We start from the raw sequence: 18,019 nt of genomic DNA, 5'->3' as shown, positions 1-18,019 counted from the left end.
AATGAGGTTGAGTGATGCAAGATCGTAATCAAATATTTAAGCAAAAATTTATTGATGCTGTCACAGAGCGGCAATTTCCAGAAAACAAAGTCAATTTGACTTTGGAGGCTGCGGGATTGTCTGCACAGCAACTGGAAGACCTATTTGAAACTCAAGTGATGAGTCGTCATTTAGACTTATGCTCTCGCGAGTTACAAAAAAATGGCCAGAGTTTTTACACCATCGGCAGCGCAGGACATGAAGGAAATGCCGCTATTGCGCTGGCCTTTCGCACTACCGACATGGCTTTTTTGCATTATCGCAGTGGCGCGTTCATGTTACAGCGTGCAAAGCATGAACCGAATCAAAATCCACTGTATGACATGTTGTTGAGCTTTTGTGCCTCATCCGAAGATCCCATCTCCGGTGGTCGGCATAAAGTACTGGGTAGCCATTCTCTGTATATTCCGCCGCAAACCAGCACCATTGCGTCTCATTTACCGAAGGCCGTGGGTGCGGCATTTAGTTTAGCTTTGTCACATCGTAACCACCGCAGTGGCAAAGACAGTGTTGAAACCGTATTACCTGATGACAGCGTTATTATCTGTAGTTTTGGTGATGCATCGGTTAACCACTCCACAGCACAAGGGGCGTTTAATACCGCCGCTTGGGCGGCTTATCAATCCGTTCCGCTGCCGATAGTGTTTGTCTGTGAAGACAATGACATCGGTATCTCCACTGCCACGCCTAAAGGTTGGATTAAAGCAAACTTCCAGAACAGGCCGGGTATTCATTACTTGGAATGCAATGGCCTTAATGTATTGGATACGTATCGCAATGCCCAACAGGCTGCGCAGATAGCGCGGCAACTGCATAAACCGGTGTTTTTGCATGTGCATACGGTCAGACTTTTAGGGCATGCAGGATCGGATTCAGAGTTTGCTTATCGTAGTGAACAATCCATTGCTCAGACCGAAGCTCAGGACCCCTTGTTACACACTGCGAGGCTATTACTCGATAATGATGTGATGACCTCTCAGCAGATAATTACGCGCTACAAAGACATCGACAGTGAGATTACCAAGCTCAGTGAAAAAGCAGCAAACAGACCAAGACTAACCGATGCGGAGCAGATCAAACAAAGCATTGCACCAAAGGTGGATTGCCAGTCTTGCTTTAAGCCACTTAGCCAAGATAAGCGAGCGGCATTATTCGCTCATGAAAAACATAATCTGGGCAAAAAGCAGCATATGGCCAAGCTGCTCAACTGGGCGCTGCTTGAGATCCTAGGTAGCTATGACAATACCTTGGTATTTGGTGAAGACGTTGGTCAAAAAGGCGGTGTGTATAATGTTACCGCCAAACTTCATGAACGCTTTGGGCCGAGTCGTGTGGTCAATACCTTACTCGATGAACAGTCGATTCTCGGTGCTGCCATTGGCCTAGCACACAATGGCTATTTACCCATTCCGGAAATTCAGTTTCTTGCTTATGTGCACAATGCCGAAGATCAGATACGCGGTGAAGCAGCAACGTTATCGTTCTTTTCAAATGGCCAATTTACCAATCCAATGGTGATTCGAATTGCCGGTCTGGCCTACCAAAAAGGTTTCGGAGGACATTTTCATAACGATAATTCCTTTGCGGTATTTCGCGACATTCCAGGGATTATTATTGCCTGTCCCTCCAATGGGGCTGATGCAGTGGAAATGCTGCGCACTTGTGTCAATTTGGCGCAAACGCAAAAGCGTGTGGTGATCTTTATTGAACCCATCGCTTTGTACATGAAAAAAGACTTACACCAAGATGGAGACCAGCTCTGGTGTCATGAGTATCAGCCAGCCTCTAGCTCTACTGCCATGGCGTTAGGAGACTTAGGCGTTCGTGGTGATGCTACTGAGTTGTGTATTGTCAGTTATGGCAATGGTTTCTACTTGTCATGTCAGGCCCAAGCGTTATTAGCCCAACAAGGAATACCTTCTAGAGTGGTTGATTTAAGATGGTTAGCGCCGCTAAACGAGCAAGCCATTATTGAGCAGGTCAATCAATGTGACAAAGTACTGATTGTCGATGAATGTCGTAAAACCGGCTCAATCAGCGAGGCGTTATTGAGTCTTATTCACGAACAAGGCAAGGAGCGCAGTAATCAGTCGGTAGCAAGGGTTACCGCTCACGATAGCTTTATCCCATTGGGTAGCGCATCTTACGCGGTATTACCCAGCACCGAGCAAATCGTTGCTGCAGCTCAGCAGTTACACTCAACCTAATGCTTATTTTGCGAGCTCTCTACAATTAATTGCTGACAAAAGTCGTCAAAAGGCACAGGTTTACTGAATAAGTAACCCTGTGCTGTATCACATTGATTATCCAGCAGAAACTGCCGCTGTTGCCGGTTCTCAACACCTTCGGCAATTACGCCGAGTTTAAGACTGTGGGCCATAGCGATGACCGCAAGTACAATGGCTCTGTCACTATCATTGGTATCTAAATCACGTACAAATGATCGATCTATTTTAAGGTGATCTATCGGCAGTTTTTGTAGATAAGCGAGTGAACTATAACCTGTGCCAAAGTCATCAATAGACACCGAAATACCCATCTTTCTAACATCGTTGAGTAATTGCTGAACTTTGTCAAAGTTATCTATCAGTACACCTTCAGTCAGCTCTAATTCCAGGTTTTGCGCTGGGATACCACAGTGATCTACAACAGATTTCAAAAAGGAAACCAAGTTTTTATCGGAAAATTGGCGGGGCGACAAATTGACTGATACTTTCAGTGAGGGTTTATGTTGAATAATGGTTTTCAACATTTCACCAGCGCGGTTTATTACCCACTTTCCTAAAGGAACGATTAATCCTGTTTGCTCTGCAAGGGGAATAAAGTCATCGGGCGCCACCAAGCTACCATCCTCTAATCGCCAACGAATCAAGGCTTCGGCTTTAGTGATTTGGCCAGATTCCAGCTCCAGTATTGGTTGCAGATACAATTCAAAATGACCTTGCTCAATGGCATGTCGTAGCGAAGCTTCCATCTCCATACGTTTTTGAGAGGCTTCTCGTAGTGCTGTTGAATAAAATTGAACTGAACTTTTAGCCGTACGTTTTGCCGCAAACATCGCCAAATCAGCAAATTTCATTAATTCTTCTGCATCTGCGGTATCGGTGGGATAATGGGCAACACCGATATTTACGCCTACCTGTATTTTTTGATGTGATTCAGTGTAGAAAGGCGATTCAATTGCTTCGATTATTCGCTTTGCAAACTGATTACACTGTTGCTGATCTTGTTCGCTAAATAACATGACGCCAAATTCGTTACCCCCGATTCGAGCGCATAAATCGTCTTTCTGTAATAGTGAAATTAATCGTTCCGATATATCCACCAATAAATGATCTCCGGCCCCATGACCGTGCAGTTCGTTGATCCGTTTGAAGTGTTTAACATCAATGTAAAAGACGAAAAAAGCCGCACTCTTTTGTAGTGACTTTTCCAGCGCTTGCCAAAAAAATTGGCGATTAGGCAGGTTAGTAACGTTGTCATATAAGCTGAGTTCTTCGTTTTTCTGCATCAGGTATTTGACGCGGCTGACATCACTGACAATGAATACCCAATTTTTGAGCAGTCCATTGTCATTTTTTACTGGATAGATGGCCACTTGTAGCCATTTACTGGTATAGGGGGGCTTATGCCAAAATAACTCACCGTACCAATGACTGGCGGTTTCAATTACCCGTTGGTATTCCTGACATTGCTTTTCAAACAATGCCATAAAAATACTAAAAGGATCAGCATCTGATGTGTCTTTATCTATCTCAAATAACGAAAATGCAAAGGGGTTTTGGTTAATCACCCGCAATTTAGGATCGCAAATAAACACCCCGAATTCGGCATTTTCAATCACTTTTTTGATCGGTTCTTGCAGTGATTGTAAGTCTTGGTTAATGCGCAAAACTTCGTCTAAACGCGCATGAATGTATTCGTGTTGGGCAAGTACTTTATCATTTGAAATCAGTAGTTCTCTGGCGACTTGCAGTGTTTTTTGTTGGCGTTTGTATTCCACTTCGAGATTATTGATGACCAAATAGCATTCGCCTTTGGCTACGGCGGCAATTGCCTCTAATCGCAGTAATTTGTCGGCGGACTGCTCAGTCCAAATACCGGATTGAATTTGGCCGTCATTGCCGATTTGCCAAAAATCTTCTGCGTCGATCAAAAAGTCATTTAGGAAGGGGGAGTTGTCAGAAAGCTCGAACAACGTATTGCCGACAGCCTCCGGAGCTAAGGAATAAAACCAATCTTGGTTGCAATGCATGACTTCAAATGAGTGATCATGGAGTCGCTTTAAAATGGTGCAGTTAATGATACCTAGTGCTTGAATGAGTGATTGCTGCATAGGTGAGTCCCTGGTTATTTTAGCGACAGTTGGGCTATGAACTTAAACATGTCTTCGACACCTGCGCCTGTTTTTGCGCTGGTGGAAAAACAACTTACGAACTCCTTGCTATAGCCATTTAACTCGTTCTGAGTCCAATGCCAAGCAACGTCCAAATCACTCTTGTTAATGATCATTATGGCGGGTGCATTTGTTGCAGCTCTGGCCATGAGGTGTATTTCCATACCTTCTATCAGGCTTTGTGAGCGTGTTTGGTCGGTGACTATGGCGTAAGCAGAAGCGCCTCTTAAATACTTTGATTGAAATCCGCTATAGCGGTCGATGCCTTCGATATCCCAAATCATTAGCTGCACTTGCCCAATGGCCAACTCAACGACTTTCTTATCGATTTTGACGCCTATGGTGGTGAGGTATTTATCTGAAAAAATACCTTCGACAAATTGTCTCACCAAGCTGGTTTTGCCGACCCCTGAAGCGCCAAGTAGGCAGATCTTCTTCTGGATCATGTGGTCTTTGGTACCATGTGTTATTCAGCCTTGAAGTTTATGATATTGAAAATCACTTTTCGCGCACCTGAACCGGTCGCTGTTAATTCAACAACACCCAAGCCTATGGCATTTAAATATCCAGCATCAATCCCCTGATCAACTAAAAATTGCTGGGCGGCTTGTGCTCTTTTGCGGCTAAGTGCTTGATTAAATTGTTTTGAACCACTTGAGTCGCTCGCTCCCATAATAATCAATCCAACATTTAACTCCAGCTTTTTGGATAATTCAATAGCGGTTTTTAAGTAGCTTGCAAGGGCCGTTAGCTGATCCTTGGCAGCCTCGTTAAGCGAACTTTGGCCCTGCTCAAACTCAATCTGAGCACTGTCTATCTTGGCGCGGGTAATTTCAAATAACGCGCGCAATATCTCTGGGCTGTCGTCATCTACGGTGGCTAATTCTTCTACAGACACTCCCTTGATCAGTTCATTCGCATCACTAAGACCTGGGATAGCGAACAAGTCTCTGGCTAACATTTGTCGTTGTGCATTGGCGACCGTGCCAGTTAATACCGGCTTCCCCTGATGCCATGAAAGGGTCACTCGCGGATAACGATTTAGCGTGTTTTCTAAGCGCGTATTGACCAGTTTTGGTTCTAAGGATAAATAGCCACTTTCTTGAAATTGTACTCGCTGTGGATCTATCTGTCGCTCTTCTAACCATTGCTCGACACTAATTGCACTTGGATCACGCAACACCGATATAGCGACATTCTGCCAACCTGTGGTTTTAGCACTATGTACTAAAATACCCGGCTGCTCGCCAATTTCACTGACTTGATGTAGTAATTGATTCTGCTTGAAACTCAACAGCCCCCAATAGCCGATTGCCATGAAAACTATACACACTAATATAATTGCTAATATGGGACGCTTCTTGCTGCGTTTTTCAGCTTCGGGTTTTAACTCTGCCAGCAAGCATTCTTTGAGAGGCTGAGTTGTTGCCTCAAAAGGCAGAGTGTCACCTTCAAACTGGCTAATTTCTTTGCTAAATAGTTTGTGGATATGTTCGATAGTTATTTGAAATTTAGTCGATATATCTTGAGATATGTTGCCTGTGACGGCGGCAACGAGTAACAATTGCGGTCCGCGTTTTATGACTAGGGAAAAGTCTTCGGTCTTGATGATTTTGAGATTTTGCTCATGGTCTTGCTGTGTTGTATGGAAGGAGTCAGAGACAAAATCATTGATCGCGGTGAGCATGCTCGATACCAAGTCTGCGTCAGCAGAGTTATCCCCTGCCTGTGATACAGAGTTGAGTAAAATGCCCGTTTGACGGTGGATAAGCAACACTTGTTCGACGCGAAAAACAAAGGTTTGGCTGGCCACGTATTGAGAAAAGCTGACGCCCGATTGCCACGCTCTGAAGCGCCAACCAAGGCCTTTGAGGGTCAAGCTGTTTTCGATCAAATCATTGGTTTTTTCTAAAAATTCGGCTAAAAAAGCGGTGACAGATTTACGCACTAAACGGCCTACCAGTGGATAAAGATAACCCACAAACTGTTCGCTGTGTTCCTTGACTGACTTTTGTACGGATTTTTCAACTAATGGGACCAAGACGTGATCAAAGGCATCGTCTTGTTTCTGTCGATCGTGAATGGCCTCAATGACGACGTCGCTGACCAGTTCGCGAGCGTTGTCTTGCATCACTTGTTTGATACGAGACGCGTCTGACCCTACTATAAGGTCACGTATTTGTTGCATTTGTGCTTCATCACTTAGGTGATCAGCATCCTTGTTATTATCAGCCATGATTGCTTGGCTAGTCTTCGTCAGATTCTAAGTTAACGGCCATGGTCGCTAGTAATCTAGCCAAGGTCTTGCGATCCGTTTTAGTGGAGCTCAGTTCTCGTGTGACTTGATCTAATCTATCTAATGCTTCGGCGAAGCGAGCATCATACTTTTCGGTTAATTGCGCCACTTCTGAGTCAAGGCGAGTGTGCAATTGGTCGACATCTTGACGACTATTAGTGTCAGACATCTCCATTTCAGAAGATAATTTATCAGCGTAAGTGAATAATTCGGTATTCTTGTCGTCGTGATGTTTGTCGACAGAGTCAACTTTCTCAGTCAGAACCTCTAAGCCTTTTTTCATGGCGCTGGTAAGTTCTTGGACTTGCTTATTGACCGTGGCCTCTGCTCGCTGGAAGCTATCTTCCATGCGTCTTTCTAATTCTGCAACGCGCTTTTCTAATTCCTCCTTGGCTGCACCATATATAATCTGTCTAAGAGTTGTTAGATCTGAAGGGGTGTCCTGTATGTCGCTACTGTCACCTCTGTTCATTTTCTTATCGGCCATATCGGGATCCTTACCTAACTCGTTGAAGAATGCCTGCGTGTATTATTTTAGAAGCATTCGATTAAAATGCAGAAATGGCAAGTTCTTGAAAAACCAGAGTACATGCTCAATTATTCGGCAGGCTTCACTATCATAGACTATAAAAACCATAAATAGCACAGGATATGCATGAAAATTATAGGCTTTTTGTGTGGTACTAGAGTAAACACAAGTGCCGATTAGACTATCTATGAACATACTGACGGTCATGTCATTACACTATAATTGCACTTTGGGCTTTGCACTTTGCTGGCTTTACGGACAAACTTTAGGCGGAAATTGGCGCTATTTCATAACAGGACTGTGACACTAGTTTGTGCGACGACGGCCTTATAATCATGGGGTAAATAATACTGAACTGGGCCACCAACGGACAATTTTATTTAGACGCTGCCCTTTGGCTGTTTAATTCGCTATTATAGCGCAAAAAATAATAACGATTAACTACGACAGAGGAACCGTTTTGTTGGCAAATCAAACAGGCAAGCAGTCGCCTGGTGAGCAGAATTCGGGGTGGTTTTCCCGATTTCTTGCTACCGTAGAGTGGCTAGGAAATCTACTCCCCCATCCGATAACACTATTCGCACTTTTAGCACTCTTTATCGTGTTGCTAAGCGGTATCTTAGGATACTTTGATATTGCGGTTGCCGATCCTCGGCCTTTAGGGGCTAAAGGTCGTGACCCGGATGGCATGATCGAAGTCATTTCACTAATGAATGCCGAAGGCTTACAACGCATAGTGACTGGTTTGGTCACCAATTTTACTGGTTTTGCGCCTTTGGGCACCGTATTAGTTGCGTTGTTAGGCGTGTCGGTGGCTGAGCACTCTGGACTGCTTTCTACTGCTATGCGTGCCATGGTTATGAATGCCTCAAAACGAATGGTGACGATAACCATAGTGTTGGCCGGAATACTCTCAAATACCGCGTCAGAATTGGGTTATGTGGTATTGATCCCCTTAGCGGCGATGATCTTTCACTCCCTCGGTCGGCATCCGTTAGCCGGGCTTGCTGCGGCCTTTGCGGGTGTGTCAGGAGGCTACAGTGCTAACTTGCTACTTGGTACAGTCGATCCCTTACTGTCTGGTATTACTGAAGCCGCAGCGCACATGATTTCGCCGGACTATGTCGTTGGTCCAGAAGTGAATTGGTACTTTATGTTTATCAGTACCTTTGCTGTCGCTGGAATGGGCGCATTCGTGACCGAAAAAATTGTTGAACCTCGACTGGGTGTTTATGATCCCAGTGAAGCTTCGGTAGAGCTTGAAACGCAATCGATGTCTGCGCCAACCGCACAAGAGAAAAAGGCCCTGAAAATGGCTGGTTTAGCATTTGTGCTTGTGTGCGGTGTGTTAGCACTAACCATAGTCCCTGAGGGCGGAATTTTGCGTCATCCAGAAACAGGCGCCGTCGCTGGTTCGCCCTTTCTGAAAGGGATAGTAGCGTTTATTTTTATCACCTTTGCCATACCAGGCTTCGTCTATGGACGCATTGCCGGCACCATGAAAAATGACAAAGACATCATTAATGCCATGTCGAAAAGCATGGGATCGATGGGTTTGTATATTACCTTGGTATTTTTCGCTGCGCAGTTCGTGGCGTTTTTTAAATGGACGAATTTAGGCACGGTATTGGCGGTTAAGGGCGCTTCTTTCTTGATTGCACTGGGTTTAAATGGCCCCGAAGTGTTTATTTTGTTTATCATTATGTGTGGCTTGGTTAATCTGTCGTTAGGCAGTGCATCCGCTCAGTGGGCAGTAACGGCACCTATTTTTGTACCTATGCTTATGTTAATCGGTTATGCACCAGAGGTGATCCAAGCGGCTTATCGGATCGGCGATTCAGTAACTAATGTCATTTCTCCTATGATGAGTTACTTTGGCTTGATATTAGCCATAGCAGCACGTTACAAGAAAGATTTAGGAATGGGCACACTGATTGCGACCATGTTGCCTTACACCCTGACCTTTATTGTCGGTTGGACCCTGCTGTTCTATCTATGGGTGTTCGTATTCGGCATGCCGGTTGGACCAGGCGCGGCAACTTACTACACGCCCTAAGTGCAGGATCGAAACTACACCTGTTAAGCAATGTAAGTTAGTTCTAAACAGGTGTAGTCCGAATTATTGGTTGCTGCGTAAACATGTAATTACAATCAAATAAGCGAATCAATGAAATACACAAGTAGTCCAAACTTTACCCACAAACAAGCTGATAAAGTGGGGGTGCTGATCACGAACTTAGGAACCCCAAATGCACCCACTAAGCAGGCGTTACGTCCTTATCTTAAGGAGTTTTTATCGGATCCGAGGGTGGTTGAAATACCGAGACTATTATGGTGGATGATCCTCAATTTAGTGATCCTCAATATTCGCCCTAAGCGATCAGCTAAAGCCTACGCCACTGTGTGGGATGAAAAAGGCTCGCCGCTACTCGTGCATACTCAAAATCAAGCCAATGCTGTACGTGAGAAACTGCAACAGCAATGGGGTGATAATATTGTGGTTGAGTTTGCTATGCGCTACGGGCAACCTGCTATTTCCGATACTATTGAGCAAATGTTGCAACAAGGTGTGCGCAAATTAGTGGTGCTTCCGTTGTACCCACAGTATTGTGCATCGACTACCGGATCTACGTTTGACGCTGTGGCAGCTGATTTTCAAACTCGTCGCTGGATCCCCGAATTACGCTTTGTCACCCAGTATTGTGACAATCCCATGTTCATTCAAGCAATGGCTGATAAGATCCGTCAACATTGGCAGCAACATACTCGAGCTGACAAATTAATTTTTTCCTACCACGGTATTCCCAAACGATATTTGTTAAACGGAGACCCATACCATTGCCAATGCTACAAAACCACGCGTTTAATCGCGGAAAATCTTGGCTTATCCAGCAGCGAATACCTGACTACCTTTCAAAGTCGCTTTGGCCGCGAAGAGTGGCTCAAACCTTATACCGATCACACTTTAAAAGCACTTCCTGAACAAGGGGTTAAATCGGTTCAAATTGTTTGCCCAGGGTTTTCTGCAGATTGCCTTGAGACCATCGAAGAGATTGGCGAAGAGAATTATCAATACTTTATGCAAGCGGGCGGGGAGCGCTACGAATATATTCCTGCGCTTAACAGTGACGCTGCTCATATTGAGCTGATTGCAAGTTTGATAAACGATAATTTACACGGTTGGCAAGGGCAGTCTGACAATCGCTTAAGAGAGCAATTGGCCAAAGATCTTGGGGCTCAAAAATGAATAAACAGGTTGCAACGACTTCCGGAAAAATTAGCGTTCCCAATCAGTTACTGTTGGCGCAGAAGATTGCTAATCTAACTGACACCGCGGTGCGCATTCCCTTTACCAACATCAAGCTCGGTCTAGATTCATTGATCGGTTTGATTCCCGGAGTGGGAGACACTGTCATGCTGGGTGTCTCAGCGAGTATCATTGTGATGGGCAAATCGATGGGACTGCCTCGCGCATTACTCATCAAAATGATCCGCAACAGTATTTTCGACTTTCTACTTGGTCTAATTCCGATTTTAGGTGATATCGTTGATATCTTTTATAAAGCCAATCTGGCTAATGTTCGGATCATGGAAAAATGGTGGGTGGTGCAAAATAAGGCTCACCTTGACGCCAATGCTCAGCAGCAACTTGAAGATTGGGAACGAAAAAACCTGTAGTGGCCGATTTTAGTCTACCGCGTGGGCTTGTAAGTCAGCTAACTGCACTTCAGCTAAACATGCTTTGTTGGTCGCCGCCAGAACCACCTTAGGCGCCACTCCCGCTTTCCTAGCCTGCTCCCAACGCATCGCGCAAAGACACCATTTATCACCGGCTTGTAATCCGTCAAAGCCATACTCAGGACGAGGTGTGGAGAGATCGTTACCCATTTTCTTAGAAAACGATAAAAATTCGTCTGTTACCACTGCACAAATGCTGTGGTTACCTTTGTCTCCAGCTGGAACATAACAAAACCCTTCTCGCGTGTATCCCGTATTCCCACAGCATAATTGCAGTCGTGTACCCAGCACATTTTGCGCGTTTGCCATAATCTATTTGCCTTGATAACTGACCAGTTGAACGACTAGCATAAAACTGTTTAGCCTAATAACAAGTATAAACCTTACACTTAGCCAAAGTTCCGTTTAAAGAAGCATGACAAACATATCGATGTTACAGGTGAATTAAACCATGTTAGACAAGAGTGAGGTAGACGCTCCTTTGACCAATCTGTCAAAGGATGAGATCGCAAAATTCGACCGACTTGCCGACCAATGGTGGGATCCGCAAGGAAAATACCAAACCGCATTGTCGTTCAATGCCGCACGTTTGAGCTTTATTAAGGCGCAAATCCAACAACACTTTGCATCGAATTCAAACACCGTCAGTGTGTTAGACGTAGGCAGTGGTGGCGGATTGATCAGTGAACCTTTGGCCAAAGCAGGATATCAGGTTACCGGTATTGACCCCAGCAGTGTCAGTGTCCAAGTGGCAAAACAACATGCCTTAAGATCGTCAATAGAAGTCAATTATATTCATGGTCTTGCAAGTGATTTGGATCCGCAAAAAAAACAATTTGATGTGGTGATCAATGCCGAGGTTGTTGAACATGTACCTGACCAACAGCTACTCATCAATCAATGTGCCAAACTGGTGAAACCGGGCGGATTACTGATCTTAGCTACCTTGAATCGGACCGTTAAATCTTGGTTGATTGCTATAGTCGGAGCAGAATACGTAATGGGCTACTTACCCAAAGGTACTCATAGTTGGGATAAATTTGTCAAACCTGATGAGCTGATAGCTTGGACGTCTGAGCATGGCTTTTGTGTGCGCCAAAGCACAGGGTTGTCACTTAATCCGTTGTCAAAAAAATGGTCATTGAATCAAAACCTGGCGGTCAATTACGTGTTGAGTCTTAGTCGCGAATAAACCCACGTTATTCTTATTTACTGAATAAGATGAGTTGAATCAAGCACCTTGCACAGTCTATGCTTAGTGCTCAATCTCACTTCAATTGGTTTATTATCGATGAAAATTTACGACACTCATACCGCTCCCACACCTAGACGTGTTCGCATATTCTTGGCCGAGAAAGGCATTGCAATGGAATACGTTCAGCTTGACCTGCAAAAAGGTGAAAATATGACACCTGAGATGCGTGCTAAAAATCCGATTGGCAAAGTACCAGTGTTAGAGTTGGATGATGGCACCTGTATTGGCGAATCGGTGGCAATTTGTCGTTATTTTGAAGTCTTGCATCCTGAGCCGCTATTAATGGGCGAAACCGCGTTGCAACAGGCGAAAATCGAGATGTGGCAGCGCCAAGTGGAATTTGGACTCTTTATGCAAGTGGGCATGTGTTTTCAGCACAGTACGGGCTACTTTAAAGACCGTATGACTCCCATTGCAGAATATGGCGAATTAGCCGGTAAAACGGCGAGTAAGTATTTGCATGTTTTAGAAAAGCAATTGGCACAGTCAGAATTTATCGCTGGCGATACTTTCAGTATTGCTGATATTACTGCACTGTGTGCAATCGACTTCGCCAGAGTCGTAAAAATTAAAATTTCTGACCAACATACCAATTTGCAACGCTGGTATGACTCGGTCAGTCAACGACCTAGCGCCAAAGCCTAGATTGACTAAAGTGTTGGGTTGAAGCCCTCATGTATTGCGTTGTTCGATGGTTATTGAACGTTGAACCACAGGGCCTTATTTTCCAAAGGAAGGGTATCGGGCATTAGCGGGTTGTCAATTCGGTGTACAACTCGATTTTTCAAAGACACGTTTTGCAGCGCTTTTTTATGACCGGGGAAGTCATAAAATTCACGATCAAAAGAGCCATCTTCGAGCGCTATTTTTAGTCCTACTTCCAACCGATTCGCCAACAAGGTATTGCTGTGAGAAACAAAAAAGTAAATGGCGCTGGGATACAGAATTAAATGATTCGGCTCAATGATGAGATTGTCGTTTTCAAACCGTTCTAACTCTTCAGTCACTTCTAACACTGAGCGCGGGAAATAATCAACGATACCACTGGTTACAAGCTTGTACATGGAGTTGTGCAAAATGATTTTTTCGACCCTTAGACCTGCGTGTTCCAATATTTCCGAATCAGGCCAGTCATGCCCCTGAACCGCGGTAAATTTAGCTAAGTCTTGTAAACTTTTGATAGCGGCAAATATAGCGGCATCGGTTTTTCTTATTACCAGAACACGATGTCCTATTAATCCTTTGAGCAATGGAACTTTAATTGCGTAGGCTTGTTGTTCGCGCTGTTTAGAGGTGACAGTCCACATCAGATTTATCAAACCCGACTCTAGACTTTTAAACGACCTTTGCTGGCGCATAGTGACGGGCACTGCTTCTAATTCATAATCGCCAAATTGACCTTTGGATTTTTCCAAGGCGAGTTTTAGTACGTTTACGAAATAGACTCCGTGTTTATCGACCGAGTCAGTGGGATCGATGTATTTAATTTGCTCGCTTCTGGCACCGTTTGAAAACAGCAAAATAAGCAGCAAAACGCTGAGATAGCGGTTACCCGTTGCAATAGCGTTGACAAAAAATGAAGCGTTCAACATCTTCTCTTTTAACCGCAAGTGAAATCGTATGTTAAGCATAGACTAATACGCCTAGAAATAATCAACCGATCTCACTTAGTGGCTTGGCGTTTCAAATACCCAAAAGCTAATCGCGCCAGCGCTTCGTTAATTCTTGGTATTCATCAATTCGGCGGTCTCGGAAATACGGCCAAATACGTTTTATGCTTTCAGTACGAGCTAAATCTAACTCCACGCTGAGCACTTGCTCTTCATCCACACTGGCCTGCGCCAATATCTCTCCTTGTGGACCCGCGATAAAGCTTTGCCCCCAAAATTGGATGCCAGGGTCTCCGGCTACTGGAGAGGGTTCAAAACCGGTGCGATTGGCGACTATTACAGGCAATGAGTTAGCCACTGCGTGAGAGCGCTGAATGGTTTGCCATGCGTTGAATTGGCGTGATTGTTCTTCTTTACTATCGTTCTTATCCCATCCTATTGCGGTGGGATAAAACAACATCTCAGCACCGGCCATGGCCATTAAGCGAGCCGCTTCAGGATACCACTGATCCCAACACACTAAGACGCCAAGTTTACCCACGCTAGTTTGAATCGGGGTAAAGCCCATATCGCCAGGGGTGAAGTAAAACTTCTCGTAAAACCCAGGGTCGTCAGGGATGTGCATTTTACGGTATTTGCCCACCATACCTTGCTGTTTATCAAAAACCACAGCGGTATTGTGATAGAGTCCAGAGCCGCGTTTTTCAAACAACGACGTAATCAACACGATATCGTGTTTGGCTGCGACATCGGCAAAAAACGCCGTTGCTGGTCCTGGAATAGGTTCAGCTAAATCGAAGTTATTGGTATCTTCTTGCTGACAAAAGTACAAGGTACTGTGAAGCTCTTGCAACATCACAAGTTCACACCCTTGCTCAGCTAACTTTGCAACTTGCTCAGCACTTTTTTGCCAATTAATCTGTTTATCATTGCTATCGACAGACTGTTGTACGAGTCCGACTTTTAATTTGTTCTTTTTCATCACAATTCCTTATTGCCAAACTGTCACATGTTGTTTAAACGCTGCGACTACCTCAGGTTTCAAGGTTTGCTTGGGTACTTGCATACTAATACAGTGGACGCTACCAAATTGCTGGACTAAGGGAAAGCTGTCAATCGCCACAATTTTCTTATCCGGATAGGCGCGGCCGATGATCTGCAGGGCAATGTCGTCCTCTGGAACACGGTATGTGGGGCATAGAATTTGCTCATTATTGATAAGGTAATTTGCATAAGACGCAGGCAAGCGTTCGCCTTCATCGTTTTCCAAGTAGGGTAAAGGAAGCTCAAAAATACGGTGTTCAGGTAACGCGGCTCTACATTCCTCAACCAGACTACTTAATCCGGCAAAATGCGAGTCAGTTGGTCGGTTGTAACACGACTGAATTACTAACCCTTGGCTTGGCGTATATCGCACTAAGGTATCAATGTGACCATCAGTGTCATCACCTTCTAAGTGACCGTGCTCTAAACAGGTCACTTTGGTTGCTCCCAACACAGATTTGAAGGTTTGCTCATATTCTTGCAGTGACATCTCGCCATTACGTTGTGGATTAGCTAAGCACATGGCGGTGGATAATAAATGACCGTTCTGGTCAATCTCTAATGCGCCACCCTCTACAACCATTGAAGATGTTTGTAACTTGTTGGCACACAGTGCAGCGAGTACTTTTTGGTTGATTTGATTGTCTTTGCTGGCATCAAATTTATTACCCCAACCATTGAAGGTAAATTCGACTGGGATCATGTTTTCCCCATCCCAGCATGTCAAAAAGGCATAGTCTCTGCACCACGTATCGTTATAGTCAGCACTTACTAACAGTAAGTTGTGATATCCTTCAAACTGGCTTTTAAGCTGTTCGATATCCGTTGCTCTGACTAATAAAATTACGCCAGTGCCACTTTCTGAAATTGCTCGTATCAACTGCTTATAGGTTTGCCTAACGGAGTCAAGCCAAGGACGCCAGTCTGTTTGTTGGTCTGGCCAAGCCAGAATAATGGCTTCTTGTTCATGCCATTCGGCAAGCATTTTAGGTTGCTTCATCATAAAAATTTGTGCTTCTTTGCAAAAAATTGTTTGCTTAAACGGCTGTTAATCTGACGTGTTAAAGCTGATATCCCATCGTCAGATAAACGGTTCTTGGTTCGCCGACAAAATAACGGTAATCACCAAAAGCGTAATCGGCTCGCTCGGCATAATCGACGTTGGTTAGATTCAGAATACGCAGTCCAAATCGCCAATTCAACGTTGCTTGATATTGAGCGCGCAAATTTAATAAATTGTGACCACGATAGGAAGCGGTATTTTGCGGATCCAAGAAGTAATTACCTTGATGCACCCATTCCACTTCGAAGCTGCTACCTTGATCTCCAAGCCAGCCAATTTGAGCGCTGGCCATGTGTTCTGGTGCTGTGTCAATTTCATTGCCCCGAATTGCTGTTCGGCTAAGGGTTAAATTGCTCTTATAACGATGTTTAGCCAAGGTTGCATTCATTGCTGCGTACCAGTTTCTGGATAAATTAATTCTCGTTTGAAGCTCAATGCCAGTATGCTCGGTACTGCCATTGCTAATGTTTTGGCGCTCGGTATCTTGGAAAATAAAATTGTCTTTTTGCATATCAAAGAGCGTCAGATCAACAAACACATTGGTGAAGTTAGCTCGCCAACCTAACTCGACGGCGTTAATTACTTCAGCTTTCAAATCGGTAACCTCTTGGCCCGCTTGCAAGCGGTACAGTTCAGTTGCTTGCGGAGCACGGTAGCCATTGGAGGCTTTGCCATATAAAAATTGTTGGCCAGTGATTTGGTAGTTAAAGCCAAGTTGAAACGACCATTCGTCGTACTCGTTGACTTGATCGGCCGGACGGCTAAAGCGGCAGTTTCCTATGCCAACTTCGCAGGCACTACCTGATGCCAACTGGTTATCGTAATCGTAGCGGGTTTTTTCAAATCGCAGCCCAGCATCGAGTTTTAAGTCGCTACTGACATGCCATCTCGCTGTTGCAAAAGGGGAGTAGTTTTGCGTGTCCACTTGGTAGTCATAGTGAGCACCGGCTGGAATAGTGTCAGAAAAATCGTTTTCTTGGGTTTCATTTAACTTGCCGCGAGTCAGATCAAGATCAAAACCGGTTTGCAATGAGATGCGCTCGTACTCTTTTTGAAATTGCGCTTGAATGCCGACACTACGTTGACTATTTGTTTCGGTTGCTTGCCAAGGTAAATAATGCTGCAAAAAGGTCATACTGGCCCAGCGAAAATAGGGCGTCAAAGTGACACTTGAGCCATCACCACCGTGAATAGTAATTTGGCTATACAGGCGAGCAGATTGATTATCACGAAATGCTTCTGGGTTAGGATTTAGCTGCTTCAACTGTGGATCTCTGAAACTATCAAAGCCCCGAATAAACCCCGCTGTTTCCTGATTCAGATTGGACAATGCGACCACGTTTTTAATGCTTAACTGGTCGTTAGAGAAAGCGTGTAATACCGTCAGTTTTTGTTGGTCATAACCACTTTGCTGTTTATATCCACCATCGTGAGTACCGTTTCCAAGTACAGCAAAACTATGGTTATCAAAGCTTTTGGCGGCTGTAACTTTGGCGCGATAGTAGTCATTTTGGCCTTTTTCTAGCGACAACTGCAGTGGTGCTACAGACGATGCTTCAGGTGTTAATACGTTGACCACGCCATGTACCGCATTAGATCCATACAGCACACTCGATGGCCCTCTGACTACCTCAATGCGTGCGCTTTGCTCGGTATTTATGTCAAACAGCTGGTTGGCATTACAAAAACCGGGTGCCCGAATAGCGATACCGTCTTGCGCCATAAAAAACGCTCCGCAGCCTCCGGCTCCGGTTAAAACCGGAGAACGGATGGCGGTTAAATGCTCTTGGCCATTGCCTCTGCTTATCCAAGCGCCAGGCACGCGATTCATCACTTGGTTAATGTGTTCTGCTTGTATTGAACGGATGGATTGATTGTCTACCGCGCTCAGGTTTGAGCTTAATTGGTTCAATTGACTATTCGATCGGGTCGCCGTTACGGTGATTTGCTCAATATTCGTTGAGTCGGCCGCTACTGAGCACGAGGTCAATATACATAAGGTAACAATCAATATACGCACACTTTTTTCCTTTCATATGGCTGTCGTCG

The 18,019-nt window shown here is 44.6% G+C and carries 15 protein-coding genes; 6 read left to right on the top strand and 9 right to left on the bottom strand.

Annotated features, from left to right (window positions below):
• Positions 1–14 precede the first annotated feature (14 nt).
• Entirely contained in the window at positions 15–2,246 is a 2,232-nt protein-coding gene (locus tag ABD036_RS17050) for a thiamine pyrophosphate-dependent enzyme (RefSeq protein WP_343862111.1), read from the top strand.
• On the opposite strand, the gene ABD036_RS17045 is transcribed toward ABD036_RS17050, so the two are convergent.
• From ABD036_RS17045 to ABD036_RS17030, 4 genes are read right to left on the bottom strand one after another with little or no spacing between them, the layout of a single operon-like run.
• On the bottom strand, positions 2,243–4,375 hold the full coding sequence (locus ABD036_RS17045; protein WP_343862108.1) for a putative bifunctional diguanylate cyclase/phosphodiesterase: 2,133 nt from the start codon (positions 4,373–4,375) through the stop codon (positions 2,243–2,245). The two genes, ABD036_RS17050 and ABD036_RS17045, sit on opposite strands and share 4 nt — an antisense overlap.
• Before the next feature lie 14 nt (positions 4,376–4,389).
• Entirely contained in the window at positions 4,390–4,881 is a 492-nt protein-coding gene (locus ABD036_RS17040; RefSeq protein ID WP_343862106.1) for a Rab family GTPase, read from the bottom strand.
• A gap of 20 nt (positions 4,882–4,901) precedes the next feature.
• Positions 4,902–6,671: an OmpA family protein gene (locus ABD036_RS17035; protein WP_343862104.1), complete on the bottom strand. Its 1,770-nt coding sequence runs from the start codon at positions 6,669–6,671 to the stop codon at positions 4,902–4,904.
• A gap of 10 nt (positions 6,672–6,681) precedes the next feature.
• Complete coding sequence (locus tag ABD036_RS17030) at positions 6,682–7,218, bottom strand: hypothetical protein (RefSeq protein ID WP_343862102.1); 537 nt, start codon at positions 7,216–7,218, stop codon at positions 6,682–6,684.
• 502 nt (positions 7,219–7,720) lie between these two features.
• Between ABD036_RS17030 and ABD036_RS17025 the strand changes: the two genes are divergently transcribed.
• From ABD036_RS17025 to ABD036_RS17015, 3 genes are all read left to right on the top strand, one after another.
• Positions 7,721–9,316, top strand: a complete 1,596-nt coding sequence (locus ABD036_RS17025; RefSeq protein WP_343862100.1) for an AbgT family transporter — start codon at positions 7,721–7,723, stop codon at positions 9,314–9,316.
• A 111-nt stretch (positions 9,317–9,427) separates the two neighbouring features.
• Positions 9,428–10,507 carry a ferrochelatase gene (hemH, locus tag ABD036_RS17020; RefSeq protein ID WP_343862098.1) on the top strand — a complete coding sequence of 360 codons (1,080 nt, stop codon included), beginning with the start codon at positions 9,428–9,430 and terminating at the stop codon, positions 10,505–10,507.
• A complete protein-coding gene (locus tag ABD036_RS17015; RefSeq protein ID WP_343862096.1) occupies positions 10,504–10,938 on the top strand; it encodes a DUF4112 domain-containing protein in 435 nt (144 codons plus the stop codon). Before hemH ends, ABD036_RS17015 begins: the two co-directional genes overlap by 4 nt.
• 9 nt (positions 10,939–10,947) lie before the next feature.
• On the opposite strand, the gene ABD036_RS17010 is transcribed toward ABD036_RS17015, so the two are convergent.
• Positions 10,948–11,307, bottom strand: coding sequence for a DUF2237 family protein (locus ABD036_RS17010; protein WP_343862094.1), 360 nt, complete (start codon positions 11,305–11,307; stop codon positions 10,948–10,950).
• A gap of 142 nt (positions 11,308–11,449) precedes the next feature.
• Here ABD036_RS17010 and ubiG point away from each other — a divergent pair, with 142 nt between their 5' ends.
• Entirely contained in the window at positions 11,450–12,190 is a 741-nt protein-coding gene (gene ubiG / locus ABD036_RS17005; protein WP_343862092.1) for a bifunctional 2-polyprenyl-6-hydroxyphenol methylase/3-demethylubiquinol 3-O-methyltransferase UbiG, read from the top strand.
• 99 nt (positions 12,191–12,289) lie between these two features.
• Positions 12,290–12,898 carry a glutathione S-transferase family protein gene (locus ABD036_RS17000; RefSeq protein ID WP_343862090.1) on the top strand — a complete coding sequence of 203 codons (609 nt, stop codon included), beginning with the start codon at positions 12,290–12,292 and terminating at the stop codon, positions 12,896–12,898.
• 50 nt (positions 12,899–12,948) lie between these two features.
• Here the strand turns inward: ABD036_RS17000 and ABD036_RS16995 are convergent, their stop codons facing one another.
• The 4 genes from ABD036_RS16995 to ABD036_RS16980 all read right to left on the bottom strand — a co-directional run bounded on the left by ABD036_RS16995 (position 12,949) and on the right by ABD036_RS16980 (position 17,990).
• On the bottom strand, positions 12,949–13,884 hold the full coding sequence (locus ABD036_RS16995; protein WP_343862088.1) for a type 2 periplasmic-binding domain-containing protein: 936 nt from the start codon (positions 13,882–13,884) through the stop codon (positions 12,949–12,951).
• A gap of 67 nt (positions 13,885–13,951) precedes the next feature.
• Positions 13,952–14,845, bottom strand: coding sequence for a carbon-nitrogen hydrolase (locus tag ABD036_RS16990; protein WP_343862086.1), 894 nt, complete (start codon positions 14,843–14,845; stop codon positions 13,952–13,954).
• Between the two features lie 9 nt (positions 14,846–14,854).
• Positions 14,855–15,910 carry an agmatine deiminase family protein gene (locus ABD036_RS16985; protein WP_343862084.1) on the bottom strand — a complete coding sequence of 352 codons (1,056 nt, stop codon included), beginning with the start codon at positions 15,908–15,910 and terminating at the stop codon, positions 14,855–14,857.
• Positions 15,911–15,968: 58 nt separating this feature from the next.
• Positions 15,969–17,990 (bottom strand): TonB-dependent receptor, encoded by a 2,022-nt coding sequence (locus tag ABD036_RS16980; protein ID WP_343862083.1) that lies wholly within the window; start codon positions 17,988–17,990, stop codon positions 15,969–15,971.
• Between the last annotated feature and the right edge of the window lie 29 nt (positions 17,991–18,019).

The organism is Aliiglaciecola litoralis (assembly GCF_039523355.1).
Classification (GTDB): Bacteria; Pseudomonadota; Gammaproteobacteria; order Enterobacterales; family Alteromonadaceae; genus Aliiglaciecola; species Aliiglaciecola litoralis.
The sequence above is the reverse complement of the archived record's forward strand: the minus strand, read 5'-3'. Positions and strand labels throughout refer to the sequence as shown.

Excerpts from the sequence above, each read along its gene's own strand:
- ABD036_RS17050 (WP_343862111.1), top strand. The coding sequence starts at position 15 with ATGCAAGATCGTAATCAAATATTTAAGCAAAAATTTATTGATGCTGTC.
- ABD036_RS17045 (WP_343862108.1), bottom strand. The coding sequence starts at position 4,375 with ATGCAGCAATCACTCATTCAAGCACTAGGTATCATTAACTGCACCATT.
- ABD036_RS17040 (WP_343862106.1), bottom strand. The coding sequence starts at position 4,881 with ATGATCCAGAAGAAGATCTGCCTACTTGGCGCTTCAGGGGTCGGCAAA.
- ABD036_RS17035 (WP_343862104.1), bottom strand. The coding sequence starts at position 6,671 with ATGGCTGATAATAACAAGGATGCTGATCACCTAAGTGATGAAGCACAA.
- ABD036_RS17030 (WP_343862102.1), bottom strand. The coding sequence starts at position 7,218 with ATGGCCGATAAGAAAATGAACAGAGGTGACAGTAGCGACATACAGGAC.
- hemH (WP_343862098.1), top strand. The coding sequence starts at position 9,428 with ATGAAATACACAAGTAGTCCAAACTTTACCCACAAACAAGCTGATAAA.
- ABD036_RS17015 (WP_343862096.1), top strand. The coding sequence starts at position 10,504 with ATGAATAAACAGGTTGCAACGACTTCCGGAAAAATTAGCGTTCCCAAT.
- ABD036_RS17010 (WP_343862094.1), bottom strand. The coding sequence starts at position 11,307 with ATGGCAAACGCGCAAAATGTGCTGGGTACACGACTGCAATTATGCTGT.
- ubiG (WP_343862092.1), top strand. The coding sequence starts at position 11,450 with ATGTTAGACAAGAGTGAGGTAGACGCTCCTTTGACCAATCTGTCAAAG.
- ABD036_RS17000 (WP_343862090.1), top strand. The coding sequence starts at position 12,290 with ATGAAAATTTACGACACTCATACCGCTCCCACACCTAGACGTGTTCGC.
- ABD036_RS16995 (WP_343862088.1), bottom strand. The coding sequence starts at position 13,884 with ATGCTTAACATACGATTTCACTTGCGGTTAAAAGAGAAGATGTTGAAC.
- ABD036_RS16990 (WP_343862086.1), bottom strand. The coding sequence starts at position 14,845 with ATGAAAAAGAACAAATTAAAAGTCGGACTCGTACAACAGTCTGTCGAT.
- ABD036_RS16985 (WP_343862084.1), bottom strand. The coding sequence starts at position 15,910 with ATGATGAAGCAACCTAAAATGCTTGCCGAATGGCATGAACAAGAAGCC.